The sequence below is a fragment of the Actinoplanes aureus genome (assembly GCF_015704865.1).
In the GTDB taxonomy this organism is placed as follows: domain Bacteria; phylum Actinomycetota; class Actinomycetes; order Mycobacteriales; family Micromonosporaceae; genus Actinoplanes; species Actinoplanes aureus.
Genome location: NZ_JADQTO010000015.1, coordinates 65,472 through 84,504, shown reverse-complemented (window position 1 = coordinate 84,504; position 19,033 = coordinate 65,472). Strand labels below are relative to the sequence as shown.

Genomic DNA, 19,033 nt, shown 5'->3' with positions numbered 1-19,033 from the left:
CATTGACACATAACAATCGACTGTGATCGAGTCTGATTACCAGAACGGAAGGAAACGGGGATGAACATCACGATCGGCCGTGGCCGTAAACGACTCCTGCTCGGCATATTGTCATTGGCGCTGATTGTCGGTATCGGCGTGCCGCCGGCCGCATCCGCGGCTCCGTCGGATTCCCCGACGAGTGCCGCCACATCCGACTTCACCGTCGCCGACATCCTCCGGATGAACCCCAAGGCCCGCCAGATCGCACCGAACGCGGTGCGCGTGGCGCCCAACGTGGAGGTGGTGCTTCCGGCGGCCGGGGAGGTGTCGGCGCTGGCCACCGGCATGACGACGGCTCAATGTTCGTACAAATATGTGTGTCTTTATGAAGGCGCCCTGGGTCCGGGTCTTTACGGCGGAGTCGTCCTCCGCATCACCAATTGCGGCAGCTACAACCTCGGCCACTACAGTTTCCCCGATTTCCGCTATGTCGGCACCGCAGCCGGGCCGAAATGGAACGATCGGATCAGCGCGGTCATCGACAACCAGACGTCCGCCGCCGCCTACCCGGTTTTCTACAATTGGGAAGGCTCCTGGAAATTCAAGCTGAGTCTGGGCCACCAGGTCTTCGCGCCGTACGTGGGTGACGACCAGAACGACATGTACGACCGAGTGGACGTGTGCTGACCGACGGAGACGCGACGCGGGCTTTACAGCGATGTAAAGCCCGCGATTCGGTGCGGTAGGGTGCGGCTGTGAGCGTGAACACCGGGGGAGTGGCCGAGTGCCGCCGGGGCTGAAGGACGTCGCGAAGCGGGCCGGCGTGTCGATCAAGACCGTCTCCAACGTTGTAAACGGCTACGCGCACGTCGCCGCGGACACCCGGGCCCGGGTGCAGGGCGCCATCGCCGAGCTCGGCTACCGGCCCAACGTGGCGGCCCGCCAGCTGCGCGGAGGGCGGTCCGGCGTGATCGCCCTGGCGCTGCCGGACCTGCGCTCCGCCTACTTCGCCGAGCTGGCCAGCATGATCGTGCAGGCGGCGGAGAAGCGGCACTGGACCGTCCTGATCGACCAGACCGGCGGGCGCGCCGACCGCGAGCGTGACCTGGCCGGCCGCCTGCGCCGGCACCTGATCGACGGCCTGATCTTCAGTCCGCTCGCGATGGCCGCCGGCGAGATCGCCGTGGACGTCCCGGACACGCCGATGGTCCTGCTGGGGGAGCGGGTCTGGCACGGGCCGGCCGACCACGTCGCGGTCGACAACACGGCGGCGGCGGCCGACGCCACCCGGCATCTCTGCGAGCTCGGCCGGCGCCGGATCGCCGCGATCGGCGCCCAGGACGGGCCGGTCGCGGTCTCCGCCCAGCAGCGCCTGGCCGGCTACCGCGCGGCGCTGGAACAGCACGGCCGGACCGTCGATCCGGCCCTGATCGCGCCCGCCGCGGAATTCCACCGGGCGGACGGCGCCGCGGCCATGGGGCGGCTGCTGGACTCCGGTGAGCCGCCGGACGCGGTCTTCTGCTTCAACGACCTGCTCGCGCTCGGCGCGATCCGGACCCTGCTCGACCGCGGCTACGCGGTGCCGGGCGACGTCGCCGTCGTCGGGTTCGACGACATCGAGGAGGGCCGGTTCAGCACACCCACGCTGACCACCGTCTCGCCCGACACGGCCGGCATCGCCCGGCTGGCGGTCGAGCTGCTCGCCGAGCGGCTGGACCAGCCGCTGACCGGCGACGGCGCGGCGGCCGAGCCGTCGTTCCGGGAAATCCGGGTGGAGCACCGGGTGGTGCCCCGGGAGAGCACCCTCGGCCGCCTGGCCGCTCGCCGCCGCTGAAGTTCGCCGAACCGGCGAGGAGCTGTTTACAACGTTGGTTACAACGTTGTACAACTAGTGTCGTCCGTCACATCGTTCGATGGAGGCACCCCTTCGTGGTCACCGCTCGTCTCACCGTCGACCCCGCGTTCGCGGTGGCGCCCGTCAACCGGCGGATCTTCGGATCGTTCGTGGAGCACATGGGCCGCTGCGTCTACGGCGGGATCTACGAGCCGGGACATCCGCTCGCCGACAGTGCCGGCATGCGTTCCGACGTTCTCGAACTGACCCGCGAGCTGGGCGTCAGCGTGGTCCGCTACCCGGGCGGCAACTTCGTCTCCGGCTACCGCTGGGAGGACGGTGTCGGGCCGGTCGGCGAGCGGCCGCGCCGCTTCGACCTGGCCTGGCGGGCCATCGAGACGAACGCCTTCGGCCTCAACGAGTTCATGGACTGGGCCGGCAAGGCGGGCGTCGAGCCGATGATGGCGGTCAACCTGGGCACCCGCGGGATCGCCGAGGCCGCCGAGCTGGTGGAGTACTGCAATCTGCCCGGCGGCACCGCGGCCGCCGACCTGCGCCGCAAGCACGGCGTGGGCGCGCCGCACGGGATCCGGCTCTGGTGCCTGGGCAACGAGATGGACGGTCCGTGGCAGACCGGCAGCCTGACGGCGTACGAGTACGGCCGCCTCGCCGCCCGCGCCGGCCAGGCCATGCGCAAGGTGGACCCGACGATCGAGCTGGTCGCCTGCGGCAGCTCCAACTCCGGCATGCCGACCTTCGCCGCGTGGGAGGCCACTGTCCTCGAGCAGGCGTACGACCAGGTCGACTACGTCTCACTGCACAACTACTACGACCCGCTCCGGCTGGACCCGGCGAGCTTCCGCGCCTCCGCGGTCGACCTGGACCGTTTCATCGACGACGTCCTCGCCACCGCCGACCACGTCCGGGCCAAGCTGCGCCGCGGCAAGCGGATCAAGCTTTCGCTCGACGAGTGGAACGTCTGGTACCAGAACGATTTCACCGAGCCGGAAGACCGCCCGGTCGCCGAGGAACCGCCGCATCTGATCGAGGACGACTACACGGTCACCGACGCGGTGGTGGTCGGCAACCTGCTGATCAGCATGCTCCGGCACGCCGACCGGCTGACCGTCGGCTGTCAGGCACAGCTGGCCAACGTGATCGCTCCGATCCGCACCGAGCCGGGCGGCGCCGCCTGGCGCCAGACGATTTTTCACCCCTTCGCGCTGACCTCGGCACTGGCGCACGGCACCGTGCTGCGGGTCGCGCTGACCGGTCCGGCGATGACCACCGATCGGTACGGCGAAGTACCCGCCCTCGACGCCGTCGCGGTCCACGACCCCGACCGGGACGAGCTGGTGCTCTTCGTGGTCAATCGCAGCGAGTCACCCGTACCCCTCGATCTTGATCTTCGGGCGTTCGGCGGACTGGCCGTCACCGAGCAGGTGACCGTGACCGACACCGATCCGGCCGCGCGCAACAGCGCCGCCGAGCCGGACCGGGTGGTGCCACGGCGCCTGGCGCCGCCGGCCGTCGACGGCGGCCGCGCGGCCCTGGTCCTACCCCCGATCTCCTGGCACGCCATCCGCTGCACCGTCCTCCCCTCGTCCTGACGCACAAAGGAAGTGAAGATCATGAATAATCACCTGAGCCGCCGCGGTCTGCTCGGTCTCGGCCTCGGCGCGGGAAGCGCCGCCCTGCTCGCCGCCTGCGGGGACAGCGGGCCCAGCGACAAGGTCACCGGCGGTCAGAACGCCGGACCGGCGGCGGCCAGCTACAGCGGCCCGAACGTGACGCTCGCGTTCTGGAACGGCTTCACCGGCGGTGACGGTCCGTTCATGAAGAAGCTGGTCGACCAGTTCAACACCGAGCACCCGAACATCAAGGTGACGATGAACGTCTACCAGTGGGCCGACTACTACCAGAAGGTGCCCGCCGCGGTCGCCACCGGCAACGGCCCCGACCTGGGCATCATGCACGTCGACCACGTCGCCACCAACGCCGCGCGGGGTGTCATCCTGCCGCTGGACGACCTGGCGAAGACCCTGAATCTCACCGAGGGTGACTTCTCGCCGCCGGTGTGGAACGCCGGGACGTACCGGGACACCCGTTACGCCATCCCGCTCGACGTGCACCCGCTCGGCCTGTTCTACAACAAGACCGTGCTGGAGAAGGCCGGGCTCGACCCGGCGAAACCGCCGGCGACCGCCGACGAGTACATGGCCGCGCTGGACCAGCTGAAGGGCAAGGGCGTTGCGGGGCACTGGGCCACGCCGTTCCCCTTCACCGGCCAGATGCAGTTCAGCACGCTGCTGTGGCAGAACGGCGGCAAGCTCTTCGACGAGCAGGGCACCGCGCCGCTCTTCGCCGAGCAGCCGGGCGTGCAGGCGCTCACCTGGCTGACCGACCTGGTGAAGAACGGCTACAGCCCGAAGAACGTGGCCCAGGACGCGGACGTGGTCGCGCTGCGCAACGGCAAGAACGCGTTCAACTGGAACGGCATCTGGACGATCAACACGCTGCGCGAGGACAAGGCGCTGCAGTGGGGTGTCGCGCCGCTGCCGCAGATCGGCACCCAGAAAGCGGCCTGGGCCGGCTCACACCAGTTCGTCCAGTTCAAGCAGAAGGCGAAGGACGACAACAAGCTCACCGCCGGCAAGGTCTTCATCAACTGGATCAGCCAGCACTCCATCGAGTGGGCCAAGGCCGGGCAGGTGCCGGCCCGCAAGGACATCCGCGACAGCGCCGAGTTCACCGCGCTCACCGAGCAGGCGGCGATCGGCACCCAGATCGACTACCTGCAGTTCCTGCCCGCCACGCCGGGCATCGCCGACGCCATGGCCACCGTCGACACCGCCGTGAACGAGGCGATCCTGCTGCGCAAGGAGCCGGCCAAGGCGCTCGCCGACGCGGCCGGCAAGGCGGGCCAGATCCTGGAGGGCAACCGCAAGAAGTACGGCGCCTGAGATGGCCCACGACGTTCTGGCCCCGCCCGCCGCGGATCGCGGCACCACGCCGGAGGCGCCTGTCCGGCGGGTGGGGCGGGCCACCCCGTACCTGTTCCTGGTCCCGTACTTTCTGTTGTTCGCCACGTTCGTGCTGGCCCCGGCGATCTACGGGCTGTGGGTCAGCCTGCACGACTGGGACTACCTGCTGCCCGGAAAACCGTTCGTCGGCCTCGCCAACTACCAGGCACTCTTCGACAGCGGCTCGGCCGTCTTCGAGGAGTTCTGGCAGAGCATGCAGGCGACCGGCATCTTCACCGTCGCCAGCGTCCCGCTGCTCGTGGTGATTCCGCTGGGGCTGGCGCTGATGCTGAACCGGGCGTTCCCCGGCCGTACCTTCTTCCGCGCCGTCTACTTCGCACCGTACGTGCTCGGTGTCGCGGTGATCGGCGTGCTGTGGCGGTTCCTGCTGGACCCCAACCTGGGCGCGGTCAACGCCCTGCTCGGCCTGGTCGGCCTGCCGGACGCGTCGCCGTGGACCACCGGGCTGCCCTGGGCGTGGATCTCCCTGGTCGCCGTCACCGTGTGGTGGACGATCGGCTTCAACGCGGTCATCTACCTGGCCGGCCTCCAGGACATCCCGCGCGAGCTGTACGAGGCGGCGCGCATCGACGGCGGCGGCAAGTGGGCCGAGTTCCGGCACGTCACCCTGCCGGGCCTGCGACCGGTCCTGACCTTCATCGTGATCAACACGATCCTCGCGTCGAGCAACATGTTCGGTCAGGCGCTGCTGATCACCCAGGGCGCGCCCGGCAACGAAACCCGCACCGCGATCATGTACATCGCCCAGAAGGGGCTGCGCGAATACAACATGGGCGTCGCCGCGGCGATGAGCTACCTGCTGACCCTCGCCCTGCTGCTGGTCAGCGTGATCACCTTCCGTCTTCTCCGGGACCGGGACGCCTCATGACACGAGCACGCGGAATCGCCTGGTACACCATCCTCACCGGACTCAGCCTGGTCTTCATCGCCCCGCTGGTCTGGATGCTGATCACCTCGTTCAAGACGGTCGGCGAGGCCACCCGAGTGCCGCCGACCGTGCTGCCTCAGGAGCCGACCACCCGGGCGTACGAGGTCCTGTTCGCCACCGACACCCCGACGCCGGTGCTGCGCTGGCTGCTCAACAGCCTGCTCGCCGCCACCGGGCAGGCCGTGCTCATCCTGGTGGTCGCGTCGATGGCCGCCTACGCGTTCGCCCGCCTGGAGTTCCGGGGCAAGCGGATCCTCTTCGGAATGGTCATCGCGACGCTGTTCGTACCGATCTTCACGCTGATCATCCCGAACTTCCTGATCATCGACCGGCTCGGCTGGCTGGACACCCTGTGGGCGCTGATCGTGCCCGGTGCGGCAAGCGCGTTCGGCGTCTTCTTCCTGCGCCAGTTCTTCCTCGGCCTGCCCCGCGAATTGGAGGAGGCCGCGCAAATCGAAGGCGCCAACACCTGGCAGATCTTCACCCGGATCGTTCTGCCGTTGTCCAAACCGGCCCTGGCCACCCTGGCCCTGATCAGTTTTCTGGGTAACTGGAACGACTTCATCTGGCCGATCTACGTACTGTTCAGCCCGTCGCAATTCACCCTGCCGCCCGGGCTCAGCATTCTCCAGGGCGCCTACGACATCGACTATCCGGTGATCATGGGCGGTGCGGCGCTGGCCAGCGTTCCGGTGCTGATCCTGTTCCTGATCACCCAGCGGTACATCATCGAGGGCGTGTCCCGGTCGGGTCTGAAGGGCTGATGCGCCGCCTGTTCCTCGCGCTGGTGCTGGTGCTCACCGGCTGCTCTTCGTCGTCTGGAGAGGTCATGACCTTCACCAACCCGGTGTTCACCGACAACTTCCCCGATCCCGGGGTGATCTCGGACGGGGAGACCTGGTACGCGTACGGCACCAACGACGCCACCGCCAACGTCCCGCTGATCACCTCGGCCGACCTGGTGAAATGGAGCCCGGGCGGCGATGTGCTGCCGCAACTGGGCCGCTGGGCCGAGCGCGGCCACACCTGGGCGCCCGAGGTGATCCGCACGGACGCCGGTCGTTACGTCCTCTACTACACCGCCCGCAAGGCGGGCGCCGACCGGCAGTGCGTCGGCGCGGCCGTCGCCGACTCGCCGTCCGGGCCGTTCGCCGACACCTCCGGCGAGGCGCTGATCTGCCAGGACGACGAGGGCGGCGCGATCGACGCCAGCCCGTACCGGCACAGCGACGGCTCGCTCTATCTGTACTGGAAGAACGACGGAAACCACATCGGAGAACCCACCCATCTGTACGCGCAGCGCCTCGCCGCCGACGGCCTGTCCCTGACCGGTGAGCGGGTCCGGCTGCTGACCAACGACAAACCGTGGCAGGCACACGTCATCGAGGCGCCGCAGATGGTCACCCACGACGGCCGGCTGTACCTGTTCTACTCGGCCAACGCCTTCGACTCGCAGGCGTACGCCGTCGGCTACGCCACCTGCGACGGCCCGCTCGGCCCCTGCCAGGACGCGGCGGAGAACCCGATCCTGTCGTCGTCCCCGGCAGCCGCCGGACCCGGACACAGCTACGTGGTCACCCGACCCGACGGCAGCACCTGGATGCTGTACCACGCCTGGCCGCCGGACGCGGTGGGCAGCGTGCTCCCCGGCCGCCAGCTCTGGCTGGACCGGCTGACCTGGGAGAACGGTCGCCCGGTGGTGCACGGGCCGACCACGTCGCCGCAACCTGTGCCGGGGGGTGAGACCTGATTCGGTACACAAAGGCGTCGCGTTTTGCCATTCGCCGAAATGCGGCCCGCTGATTTCCTGGGGGGTTTGAAGTCAACCGACCGGACAACGCACAGCGGATGTCCGGCCCATAGTTGCCCATCCTCCTCACCGATATGGTCAACTCCCACACGTCAACGGCCTTCGGGGGGAAAGCCAAATGAGCGTGGATGACGAGGTCCGGGACGCCCTGTCCCAGATCGAAGGCGCCGCCCACTTATACGCGGTCACGGAGAACAGCATCGGCCGGTACACCGACCTGCTCGGTCAGTACCATCCGGACGACCGTGACACGTACGCGTGCGCCCGCCTGGACGCGATCCTCACCGAAATCGCCTACGACCATCGCCTGGAATGCAACGGCGGCGACTGCCGGACCTGCGCCGGCATGCAGGAGGCGCTCACCATGGCGGTCGCCTCGGTGCGGGCCATGCTGGCCGCCGCGCACCGCCCGCAACGGCGAAACTCCGGAAGGCGGTGGCGGCGGCCGCAGTGAATCCGGCCGATGGCGTTACGCGGGCTCGGCGACCGGCTCGGTCGTGGTCGCGTCGTCGGCCACCGGCGGCCTGAGATTGCTGGTGGCCCAGGCGACCGGGATCGCCACCACGGCGATGATCAGGCCGGTGAGCACCGCGGATGAGGCGGTGAAGCGGCCGATCGCCAGCCCGCCGGCGACCGAGCCGAGCGCGATGCCCACGTTGGCGGCGGAGGCGGGCAACGACGAGGCGAGCTGGCCGCCCGGCCCGGCCAGGCTCACCACGCGGTATTGCAGGGCGGGCACCATTCCCACCGCGAACAGACCCCAGGCCAGCAGGACCAGCGCGACCAGGAACGCGATCGCGCCGACGACGTAGAGCGCCAGCAGCGAGAGCGCCGCGCCGATCGTGGCGACGATCAGGGTGCGCGCGGCGTTCCGGTCGGCCAGGCGGCCGCCGGCGAACGAGCCCACCGCCGTCGCCACGCCGTAGGCCAGGAGGAACGCGCTGATCAGAGCTCCGGAGATGCCGGTGACGCTCTCCAGGAACGGCACGATGTAGGTCAGTGCCGCGTACAGCGACGCGAACACCAAAAGATTCAGGGCCAGTACGGCGAGCACCCGCGGGGCGAACGCGAACCTGGCCTGGTTGCCCGCCCCGCCGCCGGTGCCGGGCATTGACGGCACCACCGCGAGCGTGGCGATCAGCGCGACCACGGCGAATACGACGAGCGCGGTGAACGAGCCGCGCCAGCCGAGCGCCTGGCCGACCAGCGTGCCCAGCGGAACGCCCAGGGCGGCCGACACCGCGAAGCCGCTGAAGACCACCGAGATGGCCTCGCCCATGCGCTCCGGTCCGGCGACCGAGATGCCCACCACGAACGCGACGGCGATGAACAGCCCGTGTGCCGCGCCGGTGAAGGCGCGCGCCGCGATGAACACCCCGAAGTCCGCGACCAGCACGGGGACCAGGTTGCCCAGGATGCACAGGGTGATCGCTCCGAGCAGGACGATCCGTTTGTCGAGTTTGATGGTCAGCGCGGTCAGGATCGGGCCGCCGACGGCGAGACCAAGCGCGAAGGCGGTCACGAGTGCGCCGGCCGCGGGGATGGAGACCCGCAGGTCGTCGGCGATCAGGTTCAGCACGCCGACCACGAGCAGTTCGGCGCTGCCCAGGACGAACGTGCCCAGGAACAGCGTGGCCAGGACCAGGTTCGCCCGGACCGGGCGCAGTGCCGCTTGCGATGTACTCATGCGCACCTTCCCCTTCGTCTTCGGTTGCATGATGCAAGCTGAACCTAGACGGACTCGCTTGCATCATGCAAGTGCGGATCGGGTAGAGTGACTCGCATGCTCGGCAACACGTACGAAGCCATGGCCAAGGTGTGCTCGGCCGCGCGTGCCCTGGAACTGGTCGGCGAACGGTGGAGTTTGCTGATCATCCGGGACGCGCTGTATGCCGGCGCGACCCGCTTCAACGACTTCCGCCGGCTCGGCATCGCGACGAATATCCTCAAAGCCCGCCTCGACGGCTTCGTCAACGCCGGGATCATGGAGCGTCGCGCCGGCCCGGGCAAGCCGGAGCGCCACGAGTACCTACTGACCGACAAGGGGCGCGACCTGGCGCCGGTCATCGCCACGCTGACCGAATGGGGCGACCGCTGGGCGGCGCCCGACGGGCCGCCGGTGATCTACACCCATGCCGTCTGTGACGGCGCGATCAGCCAGCAGACGATGTGCCCCAACTGCGGCCCGGTGCACGACCCGGCCGATGTGGTGGCGCGCCCAGGGCCCGGCATGCCGGCCGGCGTCACCGACCTGGAGAGCCTTAACCGGTAACGGTCAGCGGTCCCGGTCGGTGCCGATGTCCTCGGCGTAGGTGGCGCCGCCGTCGGACTCCCTGGTCAGCGGCCGAGCGCCGCCCTCGGGAGGACCGGCGATCGACTGCTCACCGGCGGCGAGGTGCGGGAACTTCGCGTCGAACGCCGGGCGCTCGGAGCGGATCCGCGGCATCCGGTCGAAGTTGCGCAGCGGCGGCGGGCTGGACGTCGCCCACTCCAGCGAGTTGCCGTGGCCCCACGGGTCGTCGAGCGTGGTGACCTGCCCGACCTTGTACGACTTCCACACGTTGTAGACGAACGGCAGCGTGGCGATGCCGAGGATGAACGAGCCGATCGTGGAGAACGTGTTCAGGAACGTGAAGCCGTCACTCTCCAGGTAGTCGGCGTACCGGCGGGGCATGCCCTTGGTGCCGAGCCAGTGCTGCACCAGGAAGGTGGCGTGGAAGCCGAGGAACGTCAGCCAGAAGTGAATCTTGGCGAGCCGCTCGTCGAGCATCCGGCCGAACATCTTCGGGAACCAGAAATAGATACCCGAGAAGACCGCGAACACGATCGTGCCGAACAGCACGTAGTGGAAGTGCGCGATCACGAAGTACGAGTCGGAGACGTGGAAGTCGACCGGCGGTGAGGCCAGCAGCACGCCGGACAGACCACCGAACAGGAACGTCACCAGGAAGCCGAGCGCCCACAGCATCGGCGAGTCGAACGTCAGCTGGCCGCGCCACATGGTGCCGATCCAGACGAAGAACTTCATGCCGGTCGGTACCGCGATCAGGAAGCTCAGGAAGCTGAAGAACGGCAGCAGCACCTGGCCGGTGACGAACATGTGGTGTGCCCACACGCTCATCGACAGCGCGGCGATCAGCAGGGTCGCGGCGACCAGGCCCTTGTAGCCGAACACCGGCTTGCGGCTGAACACCGGGATGACCTCGGTGATGATGCCGAAGAACGGCAGCGCGATGATGTACACCTCGGGGTGGCCGAAGAACCAGAAGAGGTGCTGCCAGAGCATCGGCCCGCCGGTCTCCACGTCGAAGACGTGCGCGCCGAGCACCCGGTCCGCGGCGAGCGCGAAGAGCGACGCCGCGAGGAACGGGAAGACCAGGATCACCAGCAGGCTGGTGACGAGCATGTTCCAGGTCAGGATCGGCATCCGGAACATGGTCATGCCCGGGGCCCGCAGGGTCAGGATCGTGGTGATCAGGTTGACCGCACCGAGGATCGAGCCGAGACCGCTGATCGCCAGGCCGACCACCCAGGCGTTGCCACCGATCCCCGGCGAGTGCAGCGAGTCGCTCAGCGGTGTGTACGCGAACCAGCCGAAGTCCGCCGCACCGCCCGGCGTGAGGAACCCGCTCATCGCCGTCAGCGTCCCGAACAGGTACAGCCAGTACGCGAACGCGTTGAGCCGCGGGAACGCCACATCCGGCGCACCGATCTGAATCGGCACCACGTAGTTGGCGAACGCGAACACGATCGGTGTCGCGAAGAACAGCAGCATGGCGGTGCCGTGCATGGTGAACAGCTGGTTGAACTGTTCCGGCGAAAGCATCTGCATGCCCGGCTTGGCCAGTTCCGCGCGCATCAGCAGAGCCATGACCCCGCCGACCATGTAGAACACGACCGACGTGACCATGTACATGATCCCGATCTGCTTCGCGTCCGTGGTACGCAGGATCCGAGCCAGGGCCGACCCTTTCACCTGCCGGCGAACCGTGTGGGGCCGGGTCGGCACCGGCTTCGGTGCGAGGGTGGTCATGGAAGCTCCTCACCTGCGGATCCGCGAAAACTGACGCCTAGATCCGTTATAGGCGCCTACCGGTTTGATTTGCCCCAGTTCCACAGATCAGCAGCATTCGGGGCCGGTTTGGGGTATGTCAGAGGCGCGGAATGACTACATCGACGACCTGCTTAGCGTCGGCCAGGTTCCGGGCGTCGGAGCCGCCTCGGGAGTAGACGTCGATCTGCAGCTTGTCGTGCCGTACGAACAGGTGCCCGGCCAGCCAGTAGGAGTTCTCGGCCAGCCACTCGGCCTCGGGCGCGGTCACCGCGAAGTCCCCGGCCGTGGTGGGGCTCAGGAAGATCACGAGCTGGCCGCCGCTCTGCTGCCACTGGCAGTAGCGAACGTTCTCGCCGGGTTCGGCGTCGTCCTCGTCGACCTGGACGATCGTCCGGCCGGTGAGATCGACGACCTCGGACTCGGACAGGAGCGTGCACGGGTCCGGCAGGTCCGGTCCGAAGGCCGCGGCGGCGGGGGAGCCGATGGCGACGGCGGCGACAGCGGTCAGGGCGGCGAGGCGGTGCTTCATGAGGATCAGCATCGGCAACGACGGCGGGGAAAACCGGGGAACGCCGAAATCGGTACTTGCCTCGAGCCGCCGTTCGTGTCCTGCTGGAGGCGTGGCCAGCGGGGTCGTGTTGCGGGGCGGACGCGTCCTCGGCAGTGGTGTGTCGCTGAAACCCGGGCTCGTGGTGACCGCGGGCCATGTCCTGGGGGACTGTGCGGCCGATGTGCTCGACGTCGACGGCGCCAAGGTGCTCGACGTGCTCCGCGATGACGAGTTCGACCTCGCTCTGTTGCACACCGAGCCGCGGGACGGCGCCGAGGAGCGTATCGGCCGGCCCCTTGACGGGCAGCCTTGGTGGGCGGACGCGCGCCCCCGCGACAACGATCCGATCCTCACCGGGCGGATCGTCAGCTCAGCCCGGACGATCGCGACCGGATCGGGCGACATCGAGGTCGTGCAGCTGACCGTCGACCAGCGGCTCGCCGAATACGGCGGGTACTCCGGCGCGGCGGTCCGCTCCGGGTTGCCCGGAGACCCGGGAGGCGTCTGCGGCATCCTCATCGAGCAGGTACTCGAGCGCACGGAGTGGTCGGGGAGCGGTCCGCCCGCGGCCAATGTGCTCTATGCCGTACCGATCAGTCTGGTCCTGGCCCGGTTCGGCCTCACCGGCCTGCCGGTGGCGCCGCCGCGCCGGTTCACCGTGCCGGCGCCTCCGGTCGGGATGATCGAGCGCCGGCAGGCGATCGACGACGTCGTCAGCCGCCTGCCGGGCGGCGACGTCGTCATCCGCGCGCCCGGCGGGCGCGGTAAGACCGTGCTCGCGCAGCAGGCCGGGCATGACACGCGGCTGTGGGAGGCCTTCCCCGGCGGGATCCTGTGGTTGCGGGCCGGACCGGGCGCCGACAGCGAGGAGATCTGGGCCCGGCTGACCGGCGACGGGACCACGCTGCCGTCCGGACCCGCCACGCTCGTCGTCGTCGACGACGTCTGGTCCGACACGGTGCTGGCGGACCTGCGCGGCCGGCTGCCCGGCTCCGCCCGGATGCTCGCCACCAGCCGCGGTGTCGCCGTGGCGGCGACGACCGGCTACACCCTCGGCGGCATGGCCGAGGAGGAGGCACTGACCGTGCTCGCGCGCGGAGCGTCGCGGACCGCCGAGCTCGACGAGGCCCTGCGGCGTCTCGCCTCAGCGCTGCATCACCTGCCGCTGCTCCTCGAATCCGCCGGCCGCTACCTGCATCTGGCCGACCTCGACCTCGACGCGCTCGACGAGCCTGCCCCAGCCGAGCCGGCGGAGCTGCGGGAACGTGCCGAGCAGCTGCTCGCCGACTTCACCGCGTCACCGACCGTGCTGGACGACCCGGGTGGCACCCGCTCGGTACGCCACCTGGTGCGGAGCTCCCTCGACGCGCTCGCCGCCGACGACCGCCGCGGCTACGACGATCTCGCGGTCTTCCCGGTGGGTGCCCAGCTCTCCAGCACCCTGCTGGCCGACCTGTGGGGCCTGAACCGCACCGCCACCCGGCAGCGGATGACCCGGCTGTACCGGGTCGGCCTCGCCTCGGTGGTCCGCCGGGATCCACTGACCTTCGTCCTGCACGACCTGCACGTCGCCGAGCTGCACGAACGGTGTGGCGCGTCGCTGGGCCACGTGCATGATCGCTGCGCCGGACCGGCCCTGGAAGCGGGTGGCCTGACCGCCGAACGCGCGGACTGGCTCGTCCATCACCTGCTGCGCGGTACCGGCCGGCATCCCGTCGATCTCGTCCTCGAACCCGCGTGGCGCGGCGCCTACCGGGTCGCCACCGGCTCGGACGCCCGCTATCTGCGCGATCGGCGGGCCGTCATCAGATATCTGGGCGAGCACGGCGAACCGTCGGTGCCGACCGTGGCGACCATGCTCGGCGCCCTGCTCACCCACGCGTCGCTCACCGCGCGGATCAGTGCCGCTCCGGTTGACGCGCTCGTCGCGTACGCCCTGCTCGGCTCGCCGGACGCCGCGCTGCTCCAGGCGTTCGAGCTGACCGACCGCGCCCGCGCGGTGCACCGGATTCTGACCGCCCTGGAACAGAACGGCCGGCCGCTGCGGCCGGTGGTGGACCGTGCCCTGGAACTGGCCGAAGGCCTCGACCCGCCGGCGTCGCGGGTCGAGACGATCCTGGCCGTGGCCTCGGTGGTCGCGGACGACGAACCGGAGCGGGCCTACGCGCTCACCCAGCGCGCCGTCGAGTACGTGACCACGCGGCCGGTCTCGGAGCACGGCTGGGAACTGGTGCCCGTGGTGGCCGGGCTGGCCGCCTACGACACGGACGCGGCGCTGCGGCTCGCGGAGACGGTTCCCGGGGTCGTGGCGTCGTGCAAGGCCTTCGCCGTGGTCGCGGCGGCGCTGGCGGAGCGCGACCGGCCGGCCGCGGAGGCCCTGCTGGACCGGGCGGTGGCGGAGGCCGGGATCAGGCCCGGTGCGCTCGGCCGGATCGCCGAGGCGGTTGCCACGGCGCTACCGGAGCGGGCCGTCGAGCTGGCGCGCCGAGCCTTCTCGGTGTCCGCGCGTGACCACAGCGGACGGCAGCTCGTCGTGGAGATGATCGCGGCCGTCTTCCCCGAGGTCGCCGCGGAGGTGGCCGAGACGGTCGGCACGATCGACGAGTGGACCCCGGCGTACGCGGCGATCCGGGCGTGCGAACCACTCGCCCGGATCGACCCCGGCCGGGCAGTCGCGCTGGCCGCCCAGCTGGCGGAGCAGGAATGGCGGGACTCCGCACTGGCCGGCGTCGTTACCGGGCTCAGCGCCACGGATCCGGGCCGGGCCGCCGACCTGGCGGTGAACATCGTCGACCCGTGGTGTTCCTGCCGGGCGTGGACCGACGTCGCGGTGGGGTCCGGTGAGCCGGACGTCCTGGATCTGGCCGTCCGGGCCGCCGAGGGGATCAGTGACCCGCGGCGGCGCGCGGTGGCACTGCGCGATGTCGTCGAGCAGTGGGCGGCCCTCGATCCGGAACACGCGGCGGGGCTGGCCGGATCGCTGATCACCAATCCGGCCGAGCGTGGCTTTGCCCTGGCACAGATCGCGGCCGTCGCGGCTCCGGCGCGGCCCGATCTGGCGGCCCGGCTGATCCAGGAGTACCACACCGCCGAGCTCGTGCCGTGGGCGGTGGAACCGCTGTCACAGGTCGTCCGGCTGGCCTCCGTGTGGGCCCGCCGCGACCCGGCGGCCGCCGCCCGGATGGCGTTCGCGGCGATCGAGCTGTCCGAGGCGTACCTGTCCGGCATCGACCGGCGCAGGATGCGGAGTCAAGCGGTGTCATGCCTTGCCGGGTTCGAGCCGGATGCCGCGCTGGCCGTGGCCGACGGCGCCGCCGACCCGATCGCCGAGGGCAACCTGGTCCGCGACGTCGTGGCCAAGGTCGCGGAGTCGGATCCGAGGCGTGCCGCCGAGCTGCTGAGCCTGGTGCCCGACTTCGCCCGGCCCGGTGTGGACGAGACGGTGGTGGTGGCGCTGGCGTCAAAGGATCCCGGCGCCGCCAGAGCGGTCTACGGCGCGATGGACAATCGCTGGGAGCGGCTCCGGGTGCTTCCGGCGGTGGCCGCCGCGCTCGCCCGGCACGATCCGGTTCTCGCCGTCGGCCTGGTGACCGACGCGGACGACGTGGTGACGGAGGCGCTGGGCCTGGCGAAAGTGGCGCAGGCGCTGGCCGGTACCTGGCCGGAGCAGGCGCGGGTCCTCGCACACCGTGCCGAGTCGCTCGCGGACGGCTGGAGCGGGAAGGTCCGTGCCGAGGTACTGGCCGAGGTGGCGGTCGCCCAGGCCGTCCTCGATCCCGGCCGGGCGATCGCGCTGGCGGACACCATCGACGACCTCACCTCCCGGGAGGCCTGTCTCGAACGGCTGGTGATCGAGCTGGCGCCCGGCCGGCCGTCGCAGGCACGCCACATCGCCGACCGGATGCGGTTCGACTTCCAGCGGGACAGGGCGCTGGCCACCGTCGCGCGCCGGCTGATCGAGGACGGTCCGGAGACGGCTGAGCAGGTGGCCGGCCAGATCCGCGATGCGGAGCTGGCCGACCGTGTCCTGCTGGACGTGGGGCGCGGGTGGCCCGGGCGGGCCCGGGACGTGGTAGCGCGTCTTCAGAAGCGCGTGCAGGAGCGCGGGGAGGCTCCCATCCGCAACGGGGCGGCGATCGCCGGTCCGGACGCCGGGATCCTCGGCACGACCTGGTCACTGGCTCCCCGTGCCGACGTGCTGGCGATCGTCTGCCTGCGGCATTGCGCCGACTTCGAGGCCGCCCTCGCGCTGGTCCGCGGGCTGCTGGAGTCCTGGGACGGCGAGGATCCGGGGCCGGTGTTCGCGGCGGTCGACCGTACGCTCCGCCTGGGATCCCGCTCCCCGCACCGTTAATGCTGGGGTTATCGGTCCTTGCCGGTTCTCCCGTTGATCACCAATACCGCTCCGCCGGAGACTTGTCGCACCTTTCCAGAACCCCGGTGAGGAGCGGTTCCTTGTCCTTCTCGATCATCACCGCCGCGATGAGCGGAATTCCCGGTCTTGCCTGGACGCCGGCATCCGGGAACCGCTCGCCGCCGGCGGCGACGGCCGCCCGGGCGCGGCGCGTCCGGCGTTGGATCAACCGGTCCAGGCGCCGGCGCGTGCGGCGCGTTCGGCGTACGCGGTGAACTCGACCGGATCGCGCCCGAGGACCTGCCGGACGCCGTCAGCCGGCTCCGCCGTGATGCCGGCCCGGTGCCCGGCGAACAGGCCGTCGAGCGTGTCGACCGCGGCCGCCGGGTAGCCCTGCGCCCGTAGTTCCTCCCGATACTCGGCAGGCGTCAGCTCGACGTACTCGATCGAACGCCCGGCGGCACGCGCGATGGTGGCCGTGGCCTCGGCGAAGGTCAGCCCGCGCGGACCGGACAGTTCGTAGATCCGCTCCTCGTGGCCGTCGCTGGTGAGCAGCGCCGCGGCGACGTCGGCCACGTCGTCGGCGTCGATGAACGGCTCCGGCACGTCGCCGATCGGCAGGGCGAGCCGCCCGGCCCGCAGCGGCTGGTGCCACAGATCCTCGTCGAAGTTCTGGTTGAAGTTGTTCGGCCGGATGATCGTCCAGGCCAGACCGGAGTCGCGGACGGCCTGTTCGCCGGCGACCATCCCGGGGAACACGTCGTCACCGATCTTGTCGGTCCCCCGGCCCGACAACGCGACCACCCGGCGCACACCGGCCTCGGCCGCCTGCCTGACGAAGCCGGCGATCGGCGCCGGATCATCCGGTGCGACCAGATACAGGGCGCCGGCGCCGGCCAGCACGTCCGGCCAGGTGTCCGGCGCCGTCCAGTCGAAGCGGACCTCGCCGGTACGCGAAGCGGCCCGTACCGTCGCGCCCGCCGCCCGCAGACGCGGTACGAGCCGGCGGCCGGTCTTGCCGGTGGCGCCCAGAACCAGGATGTCGTTGCTACTCGTCATGGCTACGAGTCAACCCGCGCGGTGTGTCACCGGCCATGGGCGACCGTACGGTGACCATGTTCGATCGTCCGTGTGCCTATCGTTGCCGCATGGACCCGCTCGATGAGATGTTGCGTGGCGTACGCGCCGACGGAGTGGTCTTCGGCCGTTCGGTGCTCTCGCCGCCGTGGGCCGTGCGATTCGACGGCAAGGCGGCGCTGACCCTGTGCGTCCCGCTCAGCGGCGGCTCGGTCTGGATCCTCCGCGACGGCGACGAGGCCCGGCCGGTCCGCTTCGGTGAGTCCGCGGTGGTGCGTGGCCCGTTCACCGTCGCCGACGGCGTCGCGGACCCCAGCCCTGACCCGGCCGCCGACGCACCGGACAGCACGGTTCTGCTGGCCGGCACCTACCCGCTCACCGGTCACGCCCAGCGCCGGCTGCTGCGGATCCTGCCGCCGGTGCTGGTCCTGCCCGACGACGAGTGCGGACCGCTGCGCGGCTACCTCGGACAGCTGGAGCCCGGCTCGGGTTCCGGCCGGCAGGTGGTCCTGGACCGGCTCATGGAGTGGATCCTCGTGTGCACGCTTCGGGAGTGGTTCGACCGGCCGGAGGCGGAGACCCCGGGCTGGTACCGGGCGCTGTCCGACGACGTCGTGGGCCCGGTGCTGCGGGCGATGCACGACGCGCCGGCCGAGCCGTGGACCCTCGCCACGCTGGCGGACCGCGCCGCGGTCTCCCGGACCACCCTCGCGAAACGGTTCGCCGAGGTGGTCGGGGAGCCGCCGCTGGCGTACCTGACCACGTGGCGGATGGGCATCGCCGCGGACCTGCTTGCCGAGCCGGGCGCGACGGTGGCGGCGGTGGCCCGCCGGGTGGGGTACGCCGACGCGTTCAGCTTCAGTGCCGCCTTCAAGCGGGTTCAGGGCGAGAGCCCGACCGGCTATCGCCGGCGGCGGGCTCTACCATCGGACTTTCATGCAGTAGTGCATCTTTCCGGTGGGCAGGAGGTCCGATGACTCACGGGACCAGGGATGTCGAGTTGCTGGTCATCCACGACGATCCCGCCGAGGCCGTGCTGATGCGCGAGGAGTTCGTCGAGCACCGCCTGACCAACCGGGTGCGGGTCGTGCACGACGTGTCGCGCGCGCTGGCGTACCTCGACGGCACGACACCCGACGTCGTGCTGCTCGACCTCAACCTGCCCGGCCGGGACGGGCGTACCGTGCTGGGGCACCTGCGTGCCCACCCGGCGACCGCGGCCGTCCCGGTCATCCTGCTCACCGATTCGCCGGAGGCGGAGCGGATCCTGCGGGCCGAAGGCCTGCCGGTCCAGGGGTACGCGACCAAGCCCGTCGACTTCGCCTGCCTGACCTCCGTGGTCAAGTCGCTGTCCGGCATCGGCTTCGAGGTGTGGCGGGAGCCGTAGCGATCGACAGGTG

At 70.2% G+C, this 19,033-nt stretch carries 17 protein-coding genes; 12 read left to right on the top strand and 5 right to left on the bottom strand.

Annotated features, from left to right (window positions below; translation table 11 throughout):
* Positions 1–60: 60 nt before the first annotated feature.
* From I4J89_RS28845 to I4J89_RS28810, 8 genes are all read left to right on the top strand, one after another.
* A complete protein-coding gene (locus I4J89_RS28845) occupies positions 61–669 on the top strand; it encodes a hypothetical protein (protein WP_196417245.1) in 609 nt (202 codons plus the stop codon).
* 97 nt (positions 670–766) lie between these two features.
* A complete protein-coding gene (locus I4J89_RS28840) occupies positions 767–1,816 on the top strand; it encodes a LacI family DNA-binding transcriptional regulator (RefSeq protein WP_196417244.1) in 1,050 nt (349 codons plus the stop codon).
* Positions 1,817–1,911: 95 nt separating this feature from the next.
* Entirely contained in the window at positions 1,912–3,426 is a 1,515-nt protein-coding gene (gene arfA / locus I4J89_RS28835) for an arabinosylfuranosidase ArfA (RefSeq protein WP_196417243.1), read from the top strand.
* A 21-nt stretch (positions 3,427–3,447) separates the two neighbouring features.
* Positions 3,448–4,779: an ABC transporter substrate-binding protein gene (locus I4J89_RS28830; RefSeq protein WP_196417242.1), complete on the top strand. Its 1,332-nt coding sequence runs from the start codon at positions 3,448–3,450 to the stop codon at positions 4,777–4,779.
* Position 4,780: 1 nt separating this feature from the next.
* Positions 4,781–5,728, top strand: a complete 948-nt coding sequence (locus tag I4J89_RS28825; RefSeq protein ID WP_196417241.1) for a carbohydrate ABC transporter permease — start codon at positions 4,781–4,783, stop codon at positions 5,726–5,728.
* A complete protein-coding gene (locus I4J89_RS28820) occupies positions 5,725–6,552 on the top strand; it encodes a carbohydrate ABC transporter permease (RefSeq protein ID WP_196417240.1) in 828 nt (275 codons plus the stop codon). The genes I4J89_RS28825 and I4J89_RS28820 overlap by 4 nt, the downstream gene beginning before the upstream one ends.
* Entirely contained in the window at positions 6,552–7,538 is a 987-nt protein-coding gene (locus I4J89_RS28815; protein ID WP_230859774.1) for a glycoside hydrolase family 43 protein, read from the top strand. Before I4J89_RS28820 ends, I4J89_RS28815 begins: the two co-directional genes overlap by 1 nt.
* Positions 7,539–7,716: 178 nt before the next feature.
* Positions 7,717–8,052, top strand: a complete 336-nt coding sequence (locus I4J89_RS28810; RefSeq protein ID WP_196417239.1) for a hypothetical protein — start codon at positions 7,717–7,719, stop codon at positions 8,050–8,052.
* A gap of 15 nt (positions 8,053–8,067) precedes the next feature.
* On the opposite strand, the gene I4J89_RS28805 is transcribed toward I4J89_RS28810, so the two are convergent.
* Complete coding sequence (locus I4J89_RS28805; RefSeq protein ID WP_196417238.1) at positions 8,068–9,285, bottom strand: MFS transporter; 1,218 nt, start codon at positions 9,283–9,285, stop codon at positions 8,068–8,070.
* A 96-nt stretch (positions 9,286–9,381) separates the two neighbouring features.
* On the opposite strand from I4J89_RS28805, the gene I4J89_RS28800 reads away from it, so the two are divergent.
* Positions 9,382–9,870, top strand: coding sequence for a winged helix-turn-helix transcriptional regulator (locus I4J89_RS28800; protein ID WP_196417237.1), 489 nt, complete (start codon positions 9,382–9,384; stop codon positions 9,868–9,870).
* 3 nt (positions 9,871–9,873) lie between these two features.
* Here the strand turns inward: I4J89_RS28800 and ctaD are convergent, their stop codons facing one another.
* Together ctaD and I4J89_RS28790 are read right to left on the bottom strand one after the other, a co-directional pair.
* Positions 9,874–11,631 (bottom strand): aa3-type cytochrome oxidase subunit I, encoded by a 1,758-nt coding sequence (ctaD, locus tag I4J89_RS28795; RefSeq protein WP_196417236.1) that lies wholly within the window; start codon positions 11,629–11,631, stop codon positions 9,874–9,876.
* A gap of 118 nt (positions 11,632–11,749) precedes the next feature.
* Entirely contained in the window at positions 11,750–12,181 is a 432-nt protein-coding gene (locus tag I4J89_RS28790; RefSeq protein ID WP_196417235.1) for a DUF3558 domain-containing protein, read from the bottom strand.
* A gap of 91 nt (positions 12,182–12,272) precedes the next feature.
* On the opposite strand from I4J89_RS28790, the gene I4J89_RS28785 reads away from it, so the two are divergent.
* Positions 12,273–16,556, top strand: coding sequence for a hypothetical protein (locus tag I4J89_RS28785; protein ID WP_196417234.1), 4,284 nt, complete (start codon positions 12,273–12,275; stop codon positions 16,554–16,556).
* Positions 16,557–16,593: 37 nt separating this feature from the next.
* On the opposite strand, the gene I4J89_RS28780 is transcribed toward I4J89_RS28785, so the two are convergent.
* Positions 16,594–16,785, bottom strand: coding sequence for a hypothetical protein (locus I4J89_RS28780; RefSeq protein WP_196417233.1), 192 nt, complete (start codon positions 16,783–16,785; stop codon positions 16,594–16,596).
* Positions 16,782–17,615 (bottom strand): NAD(P)H-binding protein, encoded by an 834-nt coding sequence (locus I4J89_RS28775; RefSeq protein ID WP_196417232.1) that lies wholly within the window; start codon positions 17,613–17,615, stop codon positions 16,782–16,784. The genes I4J89_RS28780 and I4J89_RS28775 overlap by 4 nt, the downstream gene beginning before the upstream one ends.
* An 89-nt stretch (positions 17,616–17,704) precedes the next feature.
* Here I4J89_RS28775 and I4J89_RS28770 point away from each other — a divergent pair, with 89 nt between their 5' ends.
* Positions 17,705–18,610: an AraC family transcriptional regulator gene (locus tag I4J89_RS28770; RefSeq protein WP_196417231.1), complete on the top strand. Its 906-nt coding sequence runs from the start codon at positions 17,705–17,707 to the stop codon at positions 18,608–18,610.
* Positions 18,607–19,020 (top strand): response regulator, encoded by a 414-nt coding sequence (locus tag I4J89_RS28765; RefSeq protein WP_196417230.1) that lies wholly within the window; start codon positions 18,607–18,609, stop codon positions 19,018–19,020. The genes I4J89_RS28770 and I4J89_RS28765 overlap by 4 nt, the downstream gene beginning before the upstream one ends.
* Positions 19,021–19,033 lie beyond the last annotated feature (13 nt).

Coding starts and splice junctions, on each gene's coding strand:
- I4J89_RS28805 (WP_196417238.1), bottom strand. CDS start 9,285: ATGAGTACATCGCAAGCGGCACTGCGCCCGGTCCGGGCGAACCTGGTC.
- I4J89_RS28810 (WP_196417239.1), top strand. CDS start 7,717: ATGAGCGTGGATGACGAGGTCCGGGACGCCCTGTCCCAGATCGAAGGC.
- I4J89_RS28790 (WP_196417235.1), bottom strand. CDS start 12,181: ATGAAGCACCGCCTCGCCGCCCTGACCGCTGTCGCCGCCGTCGCCATC.
- I4J89_RS28815 (WP_230859774.1), top strand. CDS start 6,552: ATGCGCCGCCTGTTCCTCGCGCTGGTGCTGGTGCTCACCGGCTGCTCT.
- ctaD (WP_196417236.1), bottom strand. CDS start 11,631: ATGACCACCCTCGCACCGAAGCCGGTGCCGACCCGGCCCCACACGGTT.
- I4J89_RS28820 (WP_196417240.1), top strand. CDS start 5,725: ATGACACGAGCACGCGGAATCGCCTGGTACACCATCCTCACCGGACTC.
- I4J89_RS28765 (WP_196417230.1), top strand. CDS start 18,607: ATGACTCACGGGACCAGGGATGTCGAGTTGCTGGTCATCCACGACGAT.
- I4J89_RS28775 (WP_196417232.1), bottom strand. CDS start 17,615: ATGACGAGTAGCAACGACATCCTGGTTCTGGGCGCCACCGGCAAGACC.
- I4J89_RS28825 (WP_196417241.1), top strand. CDS start 4,781: ATGGCCCACGACGTTCTGGCCCCGCCCGCCGCGGATCGCGGCACCACG.
- I4J89_RS28800 (WP_196417237.1), top strand. CDS start 9,382: ATGCTCGGCAACACGTACGAAGCCATGGCCAAGGTGTGCTCGGCCGCG.
- I4J89_RS28770 (WP_196417231.1), top strand. CDS start 17,705: ATGGACCCGCTCGATGAGATGTTGCGTGGCGTACGCGCCGACGGAGTG.
- I4J89_RS28845 (WP_196417245.1), top strand. CDS start 61: ATGAACATCACGATCGGCCGTGGCCGTAAACGACTCCTGCTCGGCATA.
- I4J89_RS28830 (WP_196417242.1), top strand. CDS start 3,448: ATGAATAATCACCTGAGCCGCCGCGGTCTGCTCGGTCTCGGCCTCGGC.